Origin of the sequence: Neisseria sp. CP9 (assembly GCF_047758525.1) — a bacterium.
Lineage (GTDB): Bacteria > Pseudomonadota > Gammaproteobacteria > Burkholderiales > Neisseriaceae > Neisseria.
This window is the reverse complement of sequence record NZ_CP180502.1, coordinates 2,765,129-2,782,656: the sequence shown is the minus strand read 5'-3', so window position 1 is coordinate 2,782,656 and position 17,528 is coordinate 2,765,129. Positions and strand designations below refer to the sequence as shown.

The following is a 17,528-nucleotide window of genomic DNA, read 5'->3' as shown; positions in this document are numbered from 1 at the left end:
TGAGACACGATTATGAGCGAATCCCACCCCATTTCCGCAGCCGACAAAGCGCGCATTTTAGCCGAAGCCCTGCCGTATATCCGCCGTTTTTCCGGCTCCGTTATCGTCATCAAATACGGCGGCAACGCCATGACCGAGCCTGCTTTGAAAGAAGGCTTTGCCCGCGATGTCGTTTTGCTCAAACTGGTGGGTATCCATCCTGTCATCGTCCACGGCGGCGGACCGCAAATCAATGAAATGTTGGAAAAAATTGGTAAAAAAGGCGAATTCGTGCAAGGCATGCGCGTGACCGACGGCGAAACAATGGACATCGTAGAAATGGTGTTGGGCGGTCATGTCAACAAAGAAATCGTCTCGCTGATCAATTTACAGGGCGGACGCGCGGTCGGAGTCACCGGACGCGACAACCATTTCATCAAAGCGAAAAAACTGCTGGTTGATACGCCCGAGCAGGCAGGTGTGGACATCGGACAAGTCGGCACGGTCGAAAGCATAGACGTACGCTTGATTGAAGGCTTGATCGAACGCGGCTGCATTCCCGTCGTCGCACCCATCGGCGTCGGCGAGAAAGGCGAAGCCTTCAACATCAACGCCGACTTGGTCGCAGGCAAACTGGCGGAAGAGTTAAACGCGGAAAAACTGCTGTTGATGACCAACATCTCCGGCGTGATGGACAAAGAAGGCAACCTGCTGACCAACCTCACGCCAAGCCGTATCGGCGAATTAATCGCAGACGGCACACTCTACGGCGGTATGTTGCCCAAAATCAGCTCCGCCGTCGAAGCGGCAAGCAACGGCGTCAAAGCGACACACATCATCGACGGACGCCTGCCCAACGCGCTTTTGTTGGAAATTTTCACCGATGCAGGCATAGGCTCGATGATTTTGGGCGAAAGGTCATAACGGCCCGCAGATGAGTCAAGGCTTGCCGAACAGCAGTCCTTGTATAGTGGATTAACTTTAAACCAGTACTGTGTTGCCTCGCCTTAGCTCAAAGAGAACGATTCTCTAAGGTGCTGAAGCACCAAGTGAATCGGTTCCGTACTATCTGTACTGTCTGCGGCTTCGTCGCCTTGTCCTGATTTAAATTTAATCCACTATAAATGCCCGAATACTAAATACACAAAAGGTCGTCTGAAAACCTGTTTCAACGTTCATTACGAATGCTGAAACGGATTTTCAGACGACCTTTTTATGGCAGGATATCCTACAAACTCAACATCTTAGTTTTGATGCAGCTTGCCGACATATTCGACTTCCTCGCGGCTGCCCATGACGACGGCTACGCGTTGGTGCAGACCCGTGGGGACGATGTCGAGCATGTTTTCCAAAGCATTGCTTGCCGCTGCGCCTGCCTGTTCCAAAATCAGGCTCATCGGGTTGGCTTCGTACATCAGGCGCAGCTTGCCGGGTTTGGATGGATCGCGTTTGTCTTGAGGATACATAAATACGCCGCCGCGCATCAGGATACGGTGGATTTCAGCGACCATGCTCGCTACCCAGCGCATATTGTAATTTTTACCGCGAACGCCCGTATCGCCTGCCAGCAGTTCGTTAATATATTGCTGCATGGGGGCTTGCCAGTGGCGAGAGTTGGACATATTGATGGCAAATTCTTTGGTCGATGCCGGAACTTCTGGATTTTCTTTGGTCAGGACGAATTCGTTGTTTTCGTTGAGCGTGAACACGAAAACGCCGTGTTTCAAAGTGAACACCAATTGTGTTTGTGGACCGTACAAAACATAACCTGCCGCCACTTGGTCACGACCTTTTTGCAGGAAGGATTCGGTATTCAGACGACCTTCGGGTTTGGTGAGTACGGAAAAAATCGTGCCGACGGAAATATTGACGTCGATATTAGACGAGCCGTCCAGAGGGTCGAACAAGACGAGATAGCCGCCGTTTTCGTTGGCTGCAACAAAAGTATCCTCTTCCTCGCTTGCCAAACCGGCAACATGGGCATTGTTTTTCAAGACGTCAATCAGGATATCGTTGGCAATCACATCCAGCTTTTTCTGATCTTCGCCCTGAACATTGCCCGTACCCGCCATGCCCAACACGCCGGCGAGTGCGCCCAAGCGGACTTTGCCGCTGATGTCGGAGCAGGCGGCGACGATGGACTCGAGGACGCTGCCCAATTCGGCAGGAATGTTGTTTTGCTGTAAATGCTGCGGTAGGAATTGCGCTAATGTTTTCATATTGGACTCGGTTTCTGGCTATAAAAAAGAAAAGGTCGTCTGAAAATGGTTTTTAGACGAGGTCGGTATTTATTTTTTGCTTGAAGGGGCGGAGGCGGTGCCGCCTATCATTTCTTTGGCGCATTCGACCGCGCTTTGTTTGATTTTGGTTTTCAGCTCGCCGCCGACTTCGCCGCCGATCAGTTTCGACATATCGTCGATGGATATCTGGTCTGCGGTTTTTTCCGAAGCGCACGAACAGATTTGCTGTACGGTATCAGACGGTATCGCGCTGCTTTTCGGCGCTTTTTCCACGCAGATGGCTGTCGCGCTGCTGATGAAGTGGCCGCGAAGCTCTTCTCCGAAGGTTTCTTGCACCGTATCTTGGACTGAGCGTTCGCACGAGCATAGAAGAAGCGCGCAAAGGGGAGCCAAAAGCAATGAAGCGGGATGTCTGATAGTCATAATTTGAAAACGTAAAAACAATGTAGTGAATTGTAGTTTAAATCGGATGCCTCTGCCACAGGATTTCCCGCCGGTGTCTTCGTTTGGCGGGCTGGGGAAGGCTGATTATTTTATGCAGCTGTTTAAGACGAATCGCGCGCCGTTGTCTTGTGCCAATATCTCGGTCAACGCGGGAAGGTTGTTTTTCAGCAGTTCCGGCAGCAGGTAGGGTGGGTTGATGATAAACATGCCGCTGCCGTTCATCCCGAATCCGTCCGGACGCGGGGTGTGGACGTGCAACTCGGCGTGCAGGTAGCTGTCGGGTTTCAGCTTTTGCAGTTGTTCGGGCAGCTTGCGGCTTTCTTCGCGGCTCAAGCAAGGATACCAAACCATATAACAACCCTGCTCAAAGCGTTTGAGCGCGTCTTTTAAAGTTTGGACAACGCGTTGGTAGTCTTGTTTTTCTTCATACGGAGGGTCAATCAGGACAACAGCACGGCGCGGCGGCGGAGGCAGCAGCGAAATCAAACCGCGAAACCCGTCTGTCTGCACAATCTGCCCGCGTTTGCCCAAACGGGCTTCTTCCATATTGTTTTTTAAATGTTGGAAATCGGCAGGATGCAGCTCAAACAAACGCAGTTTGTCGCTGTCGCGCGTCAGGGCTTGGGCAAGCCACGGCGAACCGCAATAGAGCTGTTCTTGCGGGAGTATGGATTTTAGACGGGCGATAAAGGCGGACAGCTCGGGTGGCAGATTTTCCGCCTCTTGGAGCAACCGGATGCCTTGTTTGTATTCGCCGACTTTTTGCGCTTCGCTGCCACTCAAATCATATAAGCCTGCGCCGCTGTGGGTATCGATATACCAATAGGGCTTGTCTTTCTGATTGAAGTAATCAAGCGTCAGGAAAAGGATGAAATGCTTGAGCATATCGGCATGGTTGCCGGCATGGAAGGCGTGGCGGTAGCTGAGCATAAGAGGTCGTCTGAAAAGGGAAAAATGGATTATATAGGCAAATAAACGGTGTATCCAAACAGGCTTTCTCGGGCATCACAATGGCTAAACGATAAATCAAAAGTTTATGATGCTTTTGACTTTGCCGTTTTCAGACAACCTTTCGGGTTCAAATGCCTTCAAGCGGCCGGCTGGTATCTTCATCTGCCGTTTCGTTTTCGTTTTTCCTATATTGCCCTGGCGAAATCCCGTATTGTTTTTTAAACGCTTTGCCGAAGTGGGTTTCGGATTGGAAACCGACGTTCAAGGCGACGGATAAGACAGAATCGGCGGTTTGCCGCAGTAATACGGCTGCTTGGCGTAGGCGGATGAGGTTGACGAAGGCGTGGGGGCTGATGCCGGTTTGCTGTTTGAACAGGCGCATCAGTTGGGCGCGGGAGAGGTTGGCAAGCGTGGTCATTTTTTCGATGTTCCATTCGTCTTCGGGGCAGCTGACGACGGTTTGGATAAGTTGGCGCAGGCGTTTGTCGCGCAGGCCGTTGAGTATGCCGCCTAATGGTGCTTCTCCGCCTTGTTCAAGATGGGCGCGGACAATGAGGACGAGGAGGACGGAGGAAAGGGCGTTGACGATGGCGCGCGAGCCGGAAAGCGTGTGCGCGCTTTCGTATTGCAACATGGAAACAAGGCATTGCAGCGAGGGATGGTCCATCTTGATGAGGACGGTTTCGGGCAGGTCGTGCATGATGTCGGCGTGTTCGTCGTATTCGAAGCGGGCGCAGAACAAATCGAGGCTTTTTTCGCCGCCGCTGCCTGAAGATTCGATGGTAAACGCGCCATCGTTGCTGATATGAATGGTATCGCCGCAGTTGTTGCAGTCCGCTTCGCTGCTGATGATGTGTTCCGCGCTGCGCGGGAAAAAGATAAGGTCGCCGGTTTGCAAGAGACGTGCCTCGGGTTCGCCTTCGATTTTGATGTAGCTTTCTCCGGCGACGACGAGATGCGCGATGCCGTGCGCGCGCCTGCGTCCGTGCGGTGCGTACCATTTGTCGCGGAACAGGCATTGTATGTCCACGCTGCCGGTGATTTGCGCCAGTTCGATGAGTTTGTCCAAAGTGTCCATAAGTGTTTTTTGCAAGTGAATGAGATGATTTGACGATTATAATAGTCAAATTATTGCAATAATGCCATTCATCGGATGTAAAGATGGCGGATTAAATTGAAATCTGCCATGAAAGAGCAGCATCCTTCATATCAAACACATTGGAAAGGAAATCAAAATGTTTCTAAATTGGCCCGAACACACCGCACACGTTAAAAAATCATTCGGCGAGCTGGGTAAAAACCACCCGAAAATGCTGCAAGCCTACGGCGCGCTGGAACAAGCCGCCGCAGCCGAAGCATTGGATGCAAAAACCCGCGAACTGATTGCTATCGCCGTCGCCATCACCACCCGTTGCGAAAGCTGCATCAGCGTACATGCCGCCGCAGCCGCCAAAGCGGGCGCGACTGAAAGCGAAATCGCCGGCGCGCTGGCGACCGCTATTTCCTTGAACGCAGGCGCAGCCTACACTTACGCCCTGCGTGCTTTGGAAGCGGTTGACGCACAGCGTTGATTTTGTCTCAAAGGGTCGTCTGAAAACAACTCCCGTTTCAGACGACCCTTCTGCTGACGGAGCATTGCTTTTTGCCGCCGAACCGTTTAGATTGACATCTTTGTTCAACCGTTTGGAGAAACAACCATGAAAAAATTGCTGACTGCCGCGCTGACTGCCGCCGCACTCGTCCTACCTGCCGCCGTATCCTATGCCGCGCCCGCTGCCAAAGCCGCCAGCACGCAACCTGCCAAAGCAAAAGGCGTATGGATTGACGTACGTTCCGAAGAAGAATTCAAATCCGGCCACTTGCAAGGCGCGGTCAACATCCCGCACGACCAAATCGTCGAACGCATCAAAAGCGTCAGCCCCGACAAAAACGCACCCGTCAACCTCTACTGCCGCAGCGGCCGCCGTGCCGAAGCCGCGCTTACCGAGTTGAAAAAAGCAGGCTACACCAACGTAACCAACCACGGCGGTTACGAAGACTTGGTAAAAAAAGGTTTGAAATAACCAGCAACAAGGTCGTCTGAAACATTTCAGACGACCTTTTATCTAAGGAAAAACATGAAACCGATACGCACCTTCGCCGCAGCCGCCATCCTCGCCGCCCTGACCGCCTGCGCTTCACACGGCGGCGATGCCGCCCGACAACCCGATTCCCGACAAAGTTCCACCATGAATCAAACCCATACCGCCGTCAGCAAATACAGTTTTGACGATACCGTCCGTCGTTTGGAAACCGCCGTCAAAGAAAAAGGCATGACCGTGTTCGCCGTCATCGACCACCAAGCTGCCGCACGCCAAAGCGGTTTGGACATGCAGCCAGCGAAAGTCATCGTCTTCGGCACGCCCAAAGCCGGCACGCCGCTGATGCAAAAAGACCCCGCCTTCGCCCTGCAACTGCCATTGCGCGTCCTCGTTACCGAAACCGACGGCACAGTCCAAGTCGTGTTCAACGACACACGCGCGCTGGTGTCGGGCAGCAAAATCGAGTTTGCCGAAGTCGAAAACACGCTCGCCAACGCGGAAAAACTGATCCGTAAAACGGTAACGGAATAGGGATAAACCAAATAATCGAAAGGTCGTCTGAAAACCTGAACAAACCCTGCTAAATTCGTTTTCAGACGACTTTTTACGAAATCATGTGCCGAGGTCGTCTGAAAACTTGTTCGACGACATCGGCACATTATAGTGGATTAAATTTAAATCAGGACAAGGCGACGAAGCCGCAGACAGTACAAATAGTACGGCAAGGCGAGGCAACGCCGTACTGGTTTAAATTTAATCCACTATATTTTTTAAGACAACTCTGTTTCCAAGCCTTTTGCAGTTTCGGCAGGATTAGATTTGCGCGGATATATTTATTGCGCCGGCGAGAATGCGTCCGAATAGAAGGCTGTTTCAGGCAGGCTGCATTGCGCGGTCAACACGGATTTCGCGCTTTCAATCATGGCGACGGAGCCGCAGGCATAAACTTCGTAGCCGCTCAAATCGGGATAATCCTTCGCCGTGGTGGTTTGGACGTATCCTTTTTCGCCTTGCCAGCCCTCATCGGCTTTTGAAAGGACGGGAGTGAAGCGGGCGTTTTTCAGACGACCTGTCAGCTCTTGCGCTTCTTCGAGTACGTACAAATCATCTTGGTGACGCGCGCCCCAGTAAAAATGGACGGCACGGCTGCTGTCTTGGCGAATAAGGTCGAGCAGGATGCTGCGGATGGGGGCATAGCCTGTACCGGTTGCCAAGAGAATGATGGGTTTGTCGCTGTCTTCTTGTAGGGTAAACGAACCGAGCGGACCTTTAACTCGGACGATGCCTTTTTCTTTGACTTTGGGTTCGCTGCCGAAAATCATTTCCGAGCAGACGCCATTTTCGCGCCTGCGGATGTGCAGTTCCAAAATGCCTTCTTGGTCGGGCGAATTGGCGATGGAGTAGCTGCGGCTGACGTTGCCCGGCAGTAGTAAATCAATGTATTGCCCGGCGTAGAAAGCAAACGGCGGGGCTTTGGGCAGGGCAAGTTTCAGGAGGGCGACATCGTGTTTGAAAACCATGCTTTCAATACGGGCGGGCAGGGTGCGGACGGGGAGGGCGTTTGCGTTGTAACCGGGGATGTTGATGCTGATGTCGCTTTGCGCGGTGGTGCAGCACATCAAAATCTTGCCTTGCGCTTTTTCTGCTTCGGACAAAGCCTGTTCCGAGTGTTCGCCCATTTGAATATCGCCGCTGACCAGTTCGGCTTTACATTGCCCGCAGGCACCGCTTTTGCAGGAATGGGGCAGATTGAGGTTTTGACGGGCGGCAGCGGCTAAAACCGTTTCGCCGTCGTTGGCGGTAAAGGTGGTTTGGTCGGGTAGGGTAATGGTATGGGTCATAGCTTGGTGTGGTTTGAATAGATTAAGTTAAAAGGTCGTCTGAAAAATCAGCTTTCAGACGACCTCCGTTTTCGGAAGACAGTCTACAACGGATAACGGCAGCCGATATAGCCCTTATCTGAATCACCCCTTATTACATCTGCTTTAAAGACAGCAGGAAAGCCAAAATATTTCCATATCTTCAATTTTTTATTGGGGTCTGTTATCGATTTTTCGACAGCAGGCACACTATAGCCCAATGTATCCAGTTTTTTAGGTGTCGTTTTGGATGTGATATTTTGTCCCCTTAGCTGTTGCGTCAGCTCATAAAGGTCTTCCTGATATTTCTGACGGTATAGTGAATGCAATTTGGGATATCGTGCCCAATCAATTTCCAAATAGACAGCATTGTTGCGAATAGCGACATACTGCCCTTCTACTTCTTTTCCATCTAAGGGATTGGCAAGATGCACCTTAAACGGCAAGCGGTAACGGTAAGTAATGTTGTCGATCTTATTGACAAAACGTCCCACATTTTCTTCTTCCGCACGCTCATTTGAACCAGGGTAACCGGTAAAATTTTCCGGAATCCAAAACGAAAAATCCAACGATGACACCTTGCAACGCAATACATCCTGTACTGTTTGAGGAGTAAAAGGCTGAGGCTGATCGGCGTAATTTTTTGCAAATGAGGAAGTTGTTACCAGTAATAGTACTGCAGGTAATATTATTTTCATCCTACTCCTTAATTTGTTATGGCTTGAAGGTCGTCTGAAAACCAAGCTTTGTTTTCAGATGGCATGGCAAGACTGACTAAAAACAGATGAATCATTTTCAGGTTCATCGGTTGCTGTTCTTTGTTCAGCAGCACATAGTCGCCCGCATCCGAAGATGAGCCCGTTGTATTTTCAGTTTCAACGAGCATTGGATTAATCAAACCGTGTGGCTATACATAACTGTGCGTACGCGCCAAATCAGTTATCAGAAGGGGATTGTCAACACGCATTTTGTCGATCAGCTCTTTGCAGCGGGCGGTTGAAGGTTCTTGCCACAGCCAATCCAGCTCAGATTGGGTCAGACCAACCATCTGCAGAAAATCAACTTTGCCATTCGGTGTGTCAATAGCAGGCAGTTTGGGATCAGGGACAAAAGCGATACCGACCAAAGCGGTTTCAGTATCACTTCGTATGGGACTGTTGGTGGGAATAAAGTGGTAGGGCTCGAACCATTTTTTGCTCTCAAAAACATAGCGGGCTAAGTTATTCATCAGGTTGATAGCCCAAAATGGTTCGTGCGGCGTGCCGCTGTCGGAAGCCGGGTCAAGTTTGCAAGGTGTGATACGGAAGGTAAATTCGAAGCCCCACTTGCTGAATTCGACATCAGCACTCTCCGGAGAAAAGTAAAGCTCGCTCATGCCGTAGGAGATGATGTGGCGGTGTGGCGTTTGTTCTTCGCAATCGTAGATGCTCGTGCCGTCTAGCGGATCTTCTCCGCCCATCCAGTATTTGACGATACTGCCGTAGTGACGAGGTTCGGTGTCGCCGTAGAGTTTTTCAAGTTCGGCATCGATGGCGTCCCAGCCGACGGATTCGTCTTCGGAGAAGGTCTCGCGGTATTCTTGTTCTGTCATGTTTTATCCTTGTGTAACTCAGATTAAAATGGAGCTTAGAAAGCAGATTCAACGTGATTACAGGATGTTGCAAGCACTAGAATAGTCGGTTTTCCAGAGATACGCAGTAATCGAATCGACGCTGGGTAAAAATTTCGCGTGGGATATGCTTGGCATAGGCAAGATTGTAGGTATGCTGAGTGTAATAGGTATTATCAAATCCACAGCCGCGCCCATTTGTGCGAAGCTGTGCGGTTTGCCCGTCGGCTAAAACAAACAGGCGCCTACGAGATTTTCGTCCACCGCGTTTATCGGTGAAGTAAACGGTAAGGCAGTTGTCCTGATTAATAAATCCGAAACCATTATCCAACTCTGCGGGTAGAGTTTGCATTATGCTGAACTTGGGTTCATAGACTAAAAAAGTGACCAAATCATTGTCAGAATAAGATTCCTGATAATGTTGGTTGTGGCAACCATATTCACACTCTAAAACAGTATCAGGCAAGGGCAGTAGACGCGGCAGGCGGTTGCGTATGGTGGCAAGTGGCGCGGAGCGGCTGCGTTTTGTCCATTGTACGGAGACGGTTTGGAGAATAAACATAGAGGTTTTGCCTGAGGGAGAACCTGGTGGAGATTACTGTGTTTTCAAGGAAGACAAGGCTATCCTGCAAGGCAGCCGTCCAAAATATCCTGTTCAATTGAAGCGGTCAGTGTGATGCTGTGTCCGTCAAAAATCCAACCATCATCATCAAAGTGGAAATCTAAAAGACCCTGCTCCGACAAGGAAATACTGTCCAATTTCATCAGGCGGTAAAAGCCGTCTTCGTCTATTTTTCCTGATAAAACCAGTCGCTCGGCAGTTTCTTTGCCAACGTACTCCGCCATGTCAGTAATCAGACTGTCAAAATCAGTTTCATCGTAATCATCGTGTGGCGCAAACCAGTTTTGTGCCGTCGTATAAAAATGCTCTTTCAATGCTGTATGAATTACAACATCCCAACTTTCAACATGGGACACAATATCTTCCAGTATTTGCCATATATCTTCCACATCTGAATGGTCAAAGGCATCACGATAAATTAATACAGTGATTTTGCCTTTGCTCCACGGAATGCTTCCCGTATAGGCATCCCAATCTGATTTCCATTTAAAAATACCAAACTGTGGATGTTTGAGACTTTTCGGAATAGTCATAGGGATTCCTCATCACGGTTATCAAAGCCGCCTGAATCAGCATTATTGCTGTTTTCAGGCAGCACTCTACTTAAGCCAACTTCGCTTTAATCAATTCCTGCACCTGCGCGGGATTCGCTTTGCCTTTGCTGGCTTTCATCACTTGTCCCACAATCGCATTCAGGGCTTTTTCGTTGCCGGATTTGAACTGTTCCACGGCTTTGGCATTGTTTGCCAGCACTTCGTCCACCATCGCTTCAATCGCGCCGGTATCGGTCATCTGCTGCAAGCCGTGTTTTTCGATGATTTCGGCGATAGTGGCTTCAGGTTCTGCCCACATGGCTTCAAAGGCTTTTTTCGCCAGTTTGCTGCTTAAAGTGCCGTCAGCAATTTTACCTACCAACGCAGCGAGGCGCGGAGCGGTAATCGGGCTGTCGGCAAGTTCCATGCCTTCTTTGTTCAGCGTGGCGGCGAGTTCGCCGTTCATCCAGTTGGCAGTCAGCTTGCCTTGTCCGCTCTCTTTGGCGGCTTCTTCAAAATAGGCAGCCTGCACGCGGCTGGCGGTGAGCAGACGCGCGTCGTAGTCGGATACGCCGTAGTCCGCCACGAAACGCGCCGCCATTTCTTTCGGCAGTTCGGGCATTTCTTCTTTGGCTTTTTGCAACCGGTCGTCTGAAATGATGACGGGCAGCAAATCAGGGTCGGGGAAGTAGCGGTAGTCGTGCGCGTCTTCTTTCAAACGCATCACGCGGGTTTCGCCTTTTTCAGGGTCGAACAGCATGGTTGCCTGCTGTACTTTGCCGCCGTCTTCCAAAATCTCGATTTGCGCTTCCACTTCGTAATTAATCGCCTGTTCCAAGAAGCGGAAGGAATTGAGGTTTTTAATCTCGCGGCGCGTGCCGAATTCCGCTTGACCTTTCGGACGCACAGATACGTTGGCATCGACGCGGAACGAACCTTCCGCCATATTGCCGTCGCAGATGTCCAGCCATGTTACCAAGCTGTGTAAGGCTTTAGCGTAGGCAACGGCTTCGGCGGCGGAGCGCATTTCGGGTTCGGAGACCACTTCCAACAGCGGCGTGCCGGCACGGTTCAGGTCGATACCGGTTGCACCGTTCAAGCCCTCATGCACGGATTTGCCCGCGTCTTCTTCCATGTGCGCGCGGGTTACGTTGATGGTTTTTACCGCGTCGCCGACTACGATTTCCAGCTTGCCGTGTTCGACAATCGGTAAATCCAACTGGCTGATTTGATAGCCTTTGGGCAAGTCGGGATAGAAGTAGTTTTTGCGGTCGAACACGTTTTTCTGGTTGATTTTCGCATCCAACGCCAAGCCCAATTTGATAGCTTTTTCAACGACTTCTCGGTTCATTACCGGCAGTACGCCCGGCAATGCGCATTCCACCACGCTGGCGTGCGCATTAGGTTCCGCACCGAATGCAGTCGATGCGCCGCTGAAGATTTTGGATTGGGTGTTGAGCTGGACGTGGATTTCCAAGCCGATTACGGTTTCCCAAGTCATAGTTTAAGTTTCCTTTGAATTTGGGTTGTTTTAAATAGGGGATATTTAATTTTTCATTGGGCAGGATTTCTGAAATACATAGAAACCCGTTTGCATTCAGGATAATGTTAATTGTTTGAAAATCTTTTTACGCCAAATAGCCAGTAGCAATACATTCACAGCAACCACAGCAGACACTAGAAACAACCATTCGTAGGAATAAATAACATTAAATAAAGTAACAAATGTTTGTTCCAGTGGGTGTAGCGTCAATTGCCCATAATATGCCGCTTGCTTGCGAACCGGCATAATAAACTGTATAACAATATAACCGAGGTTGATAAACAGACTCAAAGGCAGGCAGATAATGCTATTGAGTAACAAATGCTTACGCCAAAAATGTGGTGGTCTGGGGCGTTTACGCCACAAAATGTATGTAACAAGTGTAGAAAGGATGAGCCATAACAGCAGAAATAGCACAATGTTTGTGTATATTTCTAGTCCAGCTTCCTGCCATAAACCCCATAAGAATTGCCAAAATTTGGGTGAGAAGTAATTGTAATATTCCATTATTTTAGTAATTTTGTTAGTTTCAGAGTGCTGGAAAATTGCCGTCTAATTATGCCCAATTAAATAAGTTAAAAAAATCTTCTAATGAATTAGCAATAACACGCCATGTCAGCTCGCCGTTATCCCAATAAATCACACGAGGTATTTCTTTGTTTTCTGAGAAATCCATGCAGAACGGGCAATTGCTGCCATCAACACCGAATACGAGGATTTGCGAGAAATTAGTGATATAGCCTAAATTGTATGCGTTTTGCTTCTGGTAATCGACATACTCTTTTGCTTCTTCTGCAGGGAAATCCTTGGGTAACTCGCGGCTGTATCTTAGGATTTCATCTGAGTTGTAAAAAATATGGGTTTCGGTAAACAACTCGTAACCAAATTGGTCTTGCTCCTGTTTGAGTTTGCCATCTAGACCTTCATATTTTTTGAGTAGTTTGCCGTAGTTTTCTGGAATTTTTAATTGGGACATTACTTAAGGCTACCTGAAAAAGATGATTCAAAACAATAATGCTACGAGTTCCACTATTTACAGGTAGCCTTTTTCAGACGACCTCAAAGACTACCTGTAAATCTTACGCCGGTGCTTTTGTATGCCAATCACTCTCCAGCTGTACTTGATGCGCTGCGCCAAGGATTTTGGCTTCGGAGAAGTGATTGCCGATAAATTGTACGCCGATGGGTAGTCCGTTGCCGCTGAAACCTGCGGGCAGGGTCAGGGCGGGCAAACCGGCCAGATTCACGGCGATGGTGTAGATGTCGGAAAGGTACATCTGCACGGGGTCGTGGATGTCGCTGCCGAGTTTGGGGGCGGCGGTGGGTGCAGTCGGGGCGAGGATGAAATCACATTGCGCGAAGGCCGTCTGAAAATCGTTGGCAACAAGGCGGCGCAGTTTTTGGGCTTTCAGGTAATAGGCATCGTAGTAGCCGTGCGACAACACATAAGTGCCAATCATGATGCGGCGTTTGACTTCGCTGCCGAAGCCTTCGGCGCGGGTGTTGCTGTACATTTCTTCAAGGTCGCCGAATTGGGTGGCGCGGTGGCCGTAGCGCACGCCGTCGTAGCGGGAAAGATTGGTGCTGGCTTCGGCGGAAGCGAGGACATAGTAAGCGGGGATGGACAGGGCGGTTTGGGGCAGGGAAACTTCAATGGTTTCCGCACCTTGCGCTTTTAAGAGGTCAATGACGTTTTGCAAGGCAGCCTGCACATCGGCATCCGCGCCTTCACCAAAATATTCTTTAGGCAGACCGATTTTTATGCCTTTGAGCGGTTTGTCCAAGTCGCGGGTGTAGTCTTCTTTGCTGCGTTCCAAACTGGTGGAATCGCGCTCGTCGAAGCTCGCCATCGCATTGAGCAAAATCGCGCAGTCTTCGGCGGTTTGCGCCATCGGACCGGCTTGGTCGAAACTGGAAGCGTAGGCAACCATGCCGAAGCGGGAAACGGTACCGTAGGTGGGTTTGATGCCGGTGATGCCGCAGTGTGAAGCAGGCTGGCGGATAGAACCGCCGGTGTCTGAACCGAGCGCGGCAGGAGCAAGACGTGCGGCAACAACGGCTGCGGAACCGCCGGACGAACCGCCTGGGACGTGCTCAAGATTCCACGGGTTTTTGGTCGCGCCGTAGAACGAGGTTTCGTTGGTCGAGCCCATGGCAAACTCGTCCATATTGGTACGACCGAGCGTTACCATACCTTCATTAAGCAGGTTTTGTACGACGGTAGCCGTGTAGGGGGAGACAAAGTTGTCCAACATTTTGGAGCTGCACGCACTGCGCCAGCCTGTTTGGCAGAAAATGTCTTTGTAGGCGATGGGTACGCCGGTAAGCGCGGTGGCGTTGCCTTGAGCGATACGAGCATCGGCGGCACGGGCTTCGGCGAGGGTTTTGTCTTGGTCGAGAGTAATGTAGCCGTTGATTGCCGGGTTCTGCGCAGCAATGGCGGCGAGGTATTCGGTTGCCAGTTCGACGGCGGAGATTTGCTTGGATTGCAGCAGTTGGCTGGCTTGTTTGAGGGTGTATTGGGTCATAAGAGTCTTTTAGTTTAAATAAGCGGGATTTTAAAGGGTTTAATGGTGTAGGCTGATTTCAGGGTCGTCTGAAAATATCAACCTATCAATTTTTGGTAAGTATCCGGTTGGTTGAGCTGAGTGGTGGAACGGTAAAGCAGTGATTGTTCGTCATTTTCATCATAATCATCAATATAAAACGCAAACAGCAATATACCGTTTTCAGCACGATTGCCGAACAGACCTTCTTGGTCGCATTGTTGCAGTGCGGCTATCAGGGCGATTTCGTATTCGGCACGTTTTTGCTGATAAGCATCATCATCTAGGTTCTCTATGCTGAGGTATGCAGCTTGGTAGAGCTCGCTTTGGTTTTCCAGCCAGTTATCTGAAACGTTCTGAGGCTCGGTTTCACTGTCATAAAGGGTACATCTGCCATCCCAAATCGCCTGCAAAATGGTGCAATTTTCATATTCGTCTGCGTGTTCGACGGTAAAAGCAGCCAAATCCTGATAGGTAATGGCGGCATTGCCTGCGGCGAAAAAGTCGTCTACCAGATAGAAATAATATGCGGCAATTTCTTTACCTGCCTGTTCGGCCTGTTTCTTGATACGGTTGAAACATTGGTGGATGTGGCTAACGGCAACTGTGTGAAGGTGTTGTTGCTCGGTGGACATGGGATTCCTTTGCTTCGTACTTTTTGTCTATTCTATTCGTATGCGAAACAGAACCGTTTTATCGCTACATACTTCAAATTACACTTAAAAACTGTACTTGTTCTTTCAGACGACCTTCTTTTGGAAGGCTTATTTTTTATCAGGCAAAATATTGGCATCTGACAATATTTTATTTAAGTGTTCAAATGCAGCCTGCCATGGGTTGAGTAGCCGTCGTCGTAGGTATTTGCCGTTATTTCTACGAGAAATCCGACTGCATTCAACAAAGCACGTTGTTGTGCAACGCTGAGCAGCAGTTCATCAGTGTAATAACTGTTCTCCAATGCATAAGCCAATGTATTGGCAACCATATTGTCTGGGTCTTGTAATGCCCAAAGCAAGTAATATGGCAGGGCGAAATGCCTGCCTATACTATCCATAAATGTGATGGAGGAGCAGGGATTAAAACGCGGAATCTCTCCTATGCGGTGTCCTTGAAAAAGGACATTTTCCCAATAATTGCGTTCGTCTTCAGCGCGATAGCGGCAACGTTCCGGATTATTGGTATCCATCCAGTCATCCACGCAGTCGGCTTCCAATATTCCGATTCCGTCTTTCAGCTTGGTATCGGCAAATGCGTGGCAGACTTGCTCGGCGATTTCTTCGTATGCTTTATTCCACTGTTGAGCATATTCACGCAGGTAGCCCAGTATCTTGATGAGTCGCTTGGGAGACATTGTGCATACAGGCTCAGCACGCTGATGTTTCACAGTTAGGTCGTCTGAAAATGGTTCGCTTGTGCAACAACGAAACGTTTCAAGTCATCTGCCATTTGTTGATTGATCTCAGACAGAGTACCAGCAAAACACCAGCCGCGTAGCTGTGCCAATATGTCAAGTCTCTGCATGGCAAGCTGGGCAAGTTGCTGCAATTCAGGTTTCAGACGACCTGCAATTTTAATGCTGCCAAATGCTGTGGCGATAATCACTTTATCGGATTGATAAACTTCGGTTTCCTGTTGTTTACACAGTTCTTCAATGCTTTCGGCAGTTTGGTCTTCTTGAGGAGGCAGGTAATCCATATCCCAATATTCACAAATCAATTTCTCTGGGAAAATCAATGTATCCAGATCGGGATTTTTGCGGAAGGTTTGTGCAAGCTCATACAACGCATCACTGCCTTCATCACTGCCAAACGGAGCCTCTTCGTCACCGCAGTCATAATAGAAATCATCGGTTAAGTATCGGACGAAGTGTGGATGCGAGGTTTTGCGATGCGGACCGAAATCTTCATCGTCAAAATAGAGGCGGTCGATGAAATTAAAATCGGGAGTAGGTTTGTAGCCTTTTTTGGTCTTTTGTGCGATGAGTTTGTCAGCAGCTTTTTGACAATCGGCTTCACCGTCGTATTCGGTAATTTGGAAACGTCCGGCAGTTCCAAGTTTGCCGAAATTAACCATGATGTCGCTACCAGCGGAATCGATAATCCAAAATTTCTGGGACTTGTCGTCGGTATAAATGAAGGCTTGTTTCACAGAAATTCCTTTTCAGGTCGTCTAAAACTGCAAATATTTAAACTAGGTAAAATAACTTACATTTTTATTTTACGCGGCTGCAAACGGTTTCCACCATTTTGTCACTGTGCATTGTTTCGCTGGAATCTTCCTTTTTCAGCTGCCCAATGGCTTCTTGCGGCATTTTGTCGGGACTATTGTAATTGTGAACGTCGATACGCTCTTCAAGTTGTCCGTTTTTGTCAAACAGGGCAATCGCGCTCATAACAGATTGTTTAGGTTCTTGGCAATGTACCCAATCTAAAATCAGCATATGGGCATGTTTGCCTGAACCCGCAGATTGATGCCGTGTAATGGTCGAATACCAACCATTACCGAGATTTTTGATACTGTTCGGATAGAGTGATGCGCTGTATTTCCCGTCAGGTGTTTCGTAGTCATACAAATGCACGGCTTGCTCGGAATGAACAACAGGCAATACAGAGGATTTAGGGTTGTTGTCATCCTTAGGCATAGCGTAGGCGTTAACCGTGAGTACGCCAAGTAATAATGTGGTCAAAAATTTATTCATTATTGGTTTTCCTAAAGGGTAAACTCCATCTATTCTTCAATTACCTGAGGCACGATATACAAACGGTTGCGCACTTCGGGCGCGACGGCTTGATATTCGGCGGCATGGTCGGTTTCGGTAACTTTATCTTCGCGCAGGCGCAGGGCGGCTTCATGAGGGTGAGCCATCGGCTCAACCCCATCAGTATTCACGCTCTGCATTTTTTCAACCATAGCGAAAATGTCGTTCAATTCTGAGAGGGTTTTGCCTTTTTCTTCCTCTGTCAGCGAAAGGCGTGAGAGTTTGGCGATTTTTTCCACATCGGTTAAGCTTAAAGCCATAAAAAATCCTTGTCTGATAGCAAACGCCCCTTTATTGGGGTATCATTGCGTTCTTCTTCGATGAAACGAGGAATTATAACCGAAAACTACTCAAACGGCGTGT

Annotated in this window: 23 protein-coding genes and 1 pseudogene; 5 read left to right on the top strand and 19 right to left on the bottom strand. The window is 49.2% G+C overall.

The features are described 5' to 3' along the window. The first annotated feature begins 12 nt into the window (after positions 1 to 12). Positions 13 to 903: an acetylglutamate kinase gene (argB, locus tag ACMYUL_RS13495; RefSeq protein ID WP_342032392.1), complete on the top strand. Its 891-nt coding sequence runs from the start codon at positions 13 to 15 to the stop codon at positions 901 to 903. 320 nt (positions 904 to 1,223) lie between these two features. Here the strand turns inward: argB and ACMYUL_RS13490 are convergent, their stop codons facing one another. From ACMYUL_RS13490 to ACMYUL_RS13475, 4 genes are all read right to left on the bottom strand, one after another. Next, positions 1,224 to 2,198, bottom strand: a complete 975-nt coding sequence (locus tag ACMYUL_RS13490; protein WP_342032391.1) for a class 1 fructose-bisphosphatase — start codon at positions 2,196 to 2,198, stop codon at positions 1,224 to 1,226. Between the two features lie 69 nt (positions 2,199 to 2,267). Further along, a complete protein-coding gene (locus ACMYUL_RS13485; RefSeq protein WP_415771131.1) occupies positions 2,268 to 2,555 on the bottom strand; it encodes a hypothetical protein in 288 nt (95 codons plus the stop codon). 192 nt (positions 2,556 to 2,747) lie between these two features. Continuing rightward, positions 2,748 to 3,593, bottom strand: a complete 846-nt coding sequence (locus tag ACMYUL_RS13480; protein ID WP_415771129.1) for a 23S rRNA (adenine(2030)-N(6))-methyltransferase RlmJ — start codon at positions 3,591 to 3,593, stop codon at positions 2,748 to 2,750. Positions 3,594 to 3,741: 148 nt separating this feature from the next. Continuing rightward, a complete protein-coding gene (locus tag ACMYUL_RS13475) occupies positions 3,742 to 4,692 on the bottom strand; it encodes an AraC family transcriptional regulator (RefSeq protein ID WP_415771127.1) in 951 nt (316 codons plus the stop codon). 157 nt (positions 4,693 to 4,849) lie between these two features. Between ACMYUL_RS13475 and ACMYUL_RS13470 the strand changes: the two genes are divergently transcribed. The 4 genes and pseudogenes from ACMYUL_RS13470 to ACMYUL_RS13455 form a co-directional block, all read left to right on the top strand. Continuing rightward, positions 4,850 to 5,185 (top strand): carboxymuconolactone decarboxylase family protein, encoded by a 336-nt coding sequence (locus ACMYUL_RS13470; protein WP_019270858.1) that lies wholly within the window; start codon positions 4,850 to 4,852, stop codon positions 5,183 to 5,185. A gap of 126 nt (positions 5,186 to 5,311) precedes the next feature. After that, positions 5,312 to 5,677 carry a rhodanese-like domain-containing protein gene (locus tag ACMYUL_RS13465; protein ID WP_342032387.1) on the top strand — a complete coding sequence of 122 codons (366 nt, stop codon included), beginning with the start codon at positions 5,312 to 5,314 and terminating at the stop codon, positions 5,675 to 5,677. Between the two features lie 54 nt (positions 5,678 to 5,731). Continuing rightward, positions 5,732 to 6,226: a DUF302 domain-containing protein gene (locus ACMYUL_RS13460; protein WP_415771124.1), complete on the top strand. Its 495-nt coding sequence runs from the start codon at positions 5,732 to 5,734 to the stop codon at positions 6,224 to 6,226. Positions 6,227 to 6,312: 86 nt separating this feature from the next. Next, positions 6,313 to 6,522: pseudogene (locus ACMYUL_RS13455) on the top strand (IS5/IS1182 family transposase); the annotation flags it as partial. A gap of 6 nt (positions 6,523 to 6,528) precedes the next feature. On the opposite strand, the gene ACMYUL_RS13450 reads toward ACMYUL_RS13455, so the two are convergent. The 15 genes from ACMYUL_RS13450 to gatC all read right to left on the bottom strand — a co-directional run bounded on the left by ACMYUL_RS13450 (position 6,529) and on the right by gatC (position 17,425). Further along, positions 6,529 to 7,536 (bottom strand): 2Fe-2S iron-sulfur cluster-binding protein, encoded by a 1,008-nt coding sequence (locus tag ACMYUL_RS13450; RefSeq protein WP_415771122.1) that lies wholly within the window; start codon positions 7,534 to 7,536, stop codon positions 6,529 to 6,531. Positions 7,537 to 7,619: 83 nt separating this feature from the next. Further along, the gene (locus ACMYUL_RS13445; RefSeq protein WP_107825886.1) at positions 7,620 to 8,252 is read right to left on the bottom strand and encodes a peptidoglycan-binding protein; all 633 of its coding nucleotides are present in this window, start codon (positions 8,250 to 8,252) and stop codon (positions 7,620 to 7,622) included. An 8-nt stretch (positions 8,253 to 8,260) separates the two neighbouring features. Beyond that, positions 8,261 to 8,452, bottom strand: coding sequence for a hypothetical protein (locus tag ACMYUL_RS13440; RefSeq protein WP_415771120.1), 192 nt, complete (start codon positions 8,450 to 8,452; stop codon positions 8,261 to 8,263). 9 nt (positions 8,453 to 8,461) lie between these two features. Beyond that, entirely contained in the window at positions 8,462 to 9,145 is a 684-nt protein-coding gene (locus ACMYUL_RS13435) for a suppressor of fused domain protein (protein ID WP_415771119.1), read from the bottom strand. A 76-nt stretch (positions 9,146 to 9,221) separates the two neighbouring features. Then, entirely contained in the window at positions 9,222 to 9,725 is a 504-nt protein-coding gene (locus ACMYUL_RS13430) for a hypothetical protein (protein ID WP_415771117.1), read from the bottom strand. Positions 9,726 to 9,784: 59 nt separating this feature from the next. Then, positions 9,785 to 10,318, bottom strand: coding sequence for a DUF2262 domain-containing protein (locus ACMYUL_RS13425; protein WP_415771115.1), 534 nt, complete (start codon positions 10,316 to 10,318; stop codon positions 9,785 to 9,787). Between the two features lie 70 nt (positions 10,319 to 10,388). Next, positions 10,389 to 11,819 (bottom strand): Asp-tRNA(Asn)/Glu-tRNA(Gln) amidotransferase subunit GatB, encoded by a 1,431-nt coding sequence (gene gatB, locus ACMYUL_RS13420; protein ID WP_415771113.1) that lies wholly within the window; start codon positions 11,817 to 11,819, stop codon positions 10,389 to 10,391. A gap of 96 nt (positions 11,820 to 11,915) precedes the next feature. Continuing rightward, the gene (locus ACMYUL_RS13415; RefSeq protein WP_415771112.1) at positions 11,916 to 12,368 is read right to left on the bottom strand and encodes a hypothetical protein; all 453 of its coding nucleotides are present in this window, start codon (positions 12,366 to 12,368) and stop codon (positions 11,916 to 11,918) included. Positions 12,369 to 12,417: 49 nt separating this feature from the next. Then, positions 12,418 to 12,837 (bottom strand): SMI1/KNR4 family protein, encoded by a 420-nt coding sequence (locus ACMYUL_RS13410; protein WP_415771110.1) that lies wholly within the window; start codon positions 12,835 to 12,837, stop codon positions 12,418 to 12,420. Between the two features lie 103 nt (positions 12,838 to 12,940). Next, entirely contained in the window at positions 12,941 to 14,389 is a 1,449-nt protein-coding gene (gatA, locus tag ACMYUL_RS13405) for an Asp-tRNA(Asn)/Glu-tRNA(Gln) amidotransferase subunit GatA (protein ID WP_415771108.1), read from the bottom strand. 77 nt (positions 14,390 to 14,466) lie between these two features. Continuing rightward, positions 14,467 to 15,042, bottom strand: coding sequence for a DUF4303 domain-containing protein (locus ACMYUL_RS13400; RefSeq protein ID WP_415771106.1), 576 nt, complete (start codon positions 15,040 to 15,042; stop codon positions 14,467 to 14,469). Positions 15,043 to 15,215: 173 nt separating this feature from the next. Next, positions 15,216 to 15,791: a DUF6714 family protein gene (locus ACMYUL_RS13395; protein WP_415771104.1), complete on the bottom strand. Its 576-nt coding sequence runs from the start codon at positions 15,789 to 15,791 to the stop codon at positions 15,216 to 15,218. 2 nt (positions 15,792 to 15,793) lie between these two features. Further along, complete coding sequence (locus ACMYUL_RS13390) at positions 15,794 to 16,555, bottom strand: WGR domain-containing protein (RefSeq protein ID WP_070512009.1); 762 nt, start codon at positions 16,553 to 16,555, stop codon at positions 15,794 to 15,796. Positions 16,556 to 16,619: 64 nt separating this feature from the next. Continuing rightward, a complete protein-coding gene (locus ACMYUL_RS13385) occupies positions 16,620 to 17,105 on the bottom strand; it encodes a hypothetical protein (RefSeq protein ID WP_070512012.1) in 486 nt (161 codons plus the stop codon). Between the two features lie 29 nt (positions 17,106 to 17,134). Further along, positions 17,135 to 17,425, bottom strand: a complete 291-nt coding sequence (gene gatC, locus ACMYUL_RS13380) for an Asp-tRNA(Asn)/Glu-tRNA(Gln) amidotransferase subunit GatC (protein ID WP_003778900.1) — start codon at positions 17,423 to 17,425, stop codon at positions 17,135 to 17,137. Positions 17,426 to 17,528 lie beyond the last annotated feature (103 nt).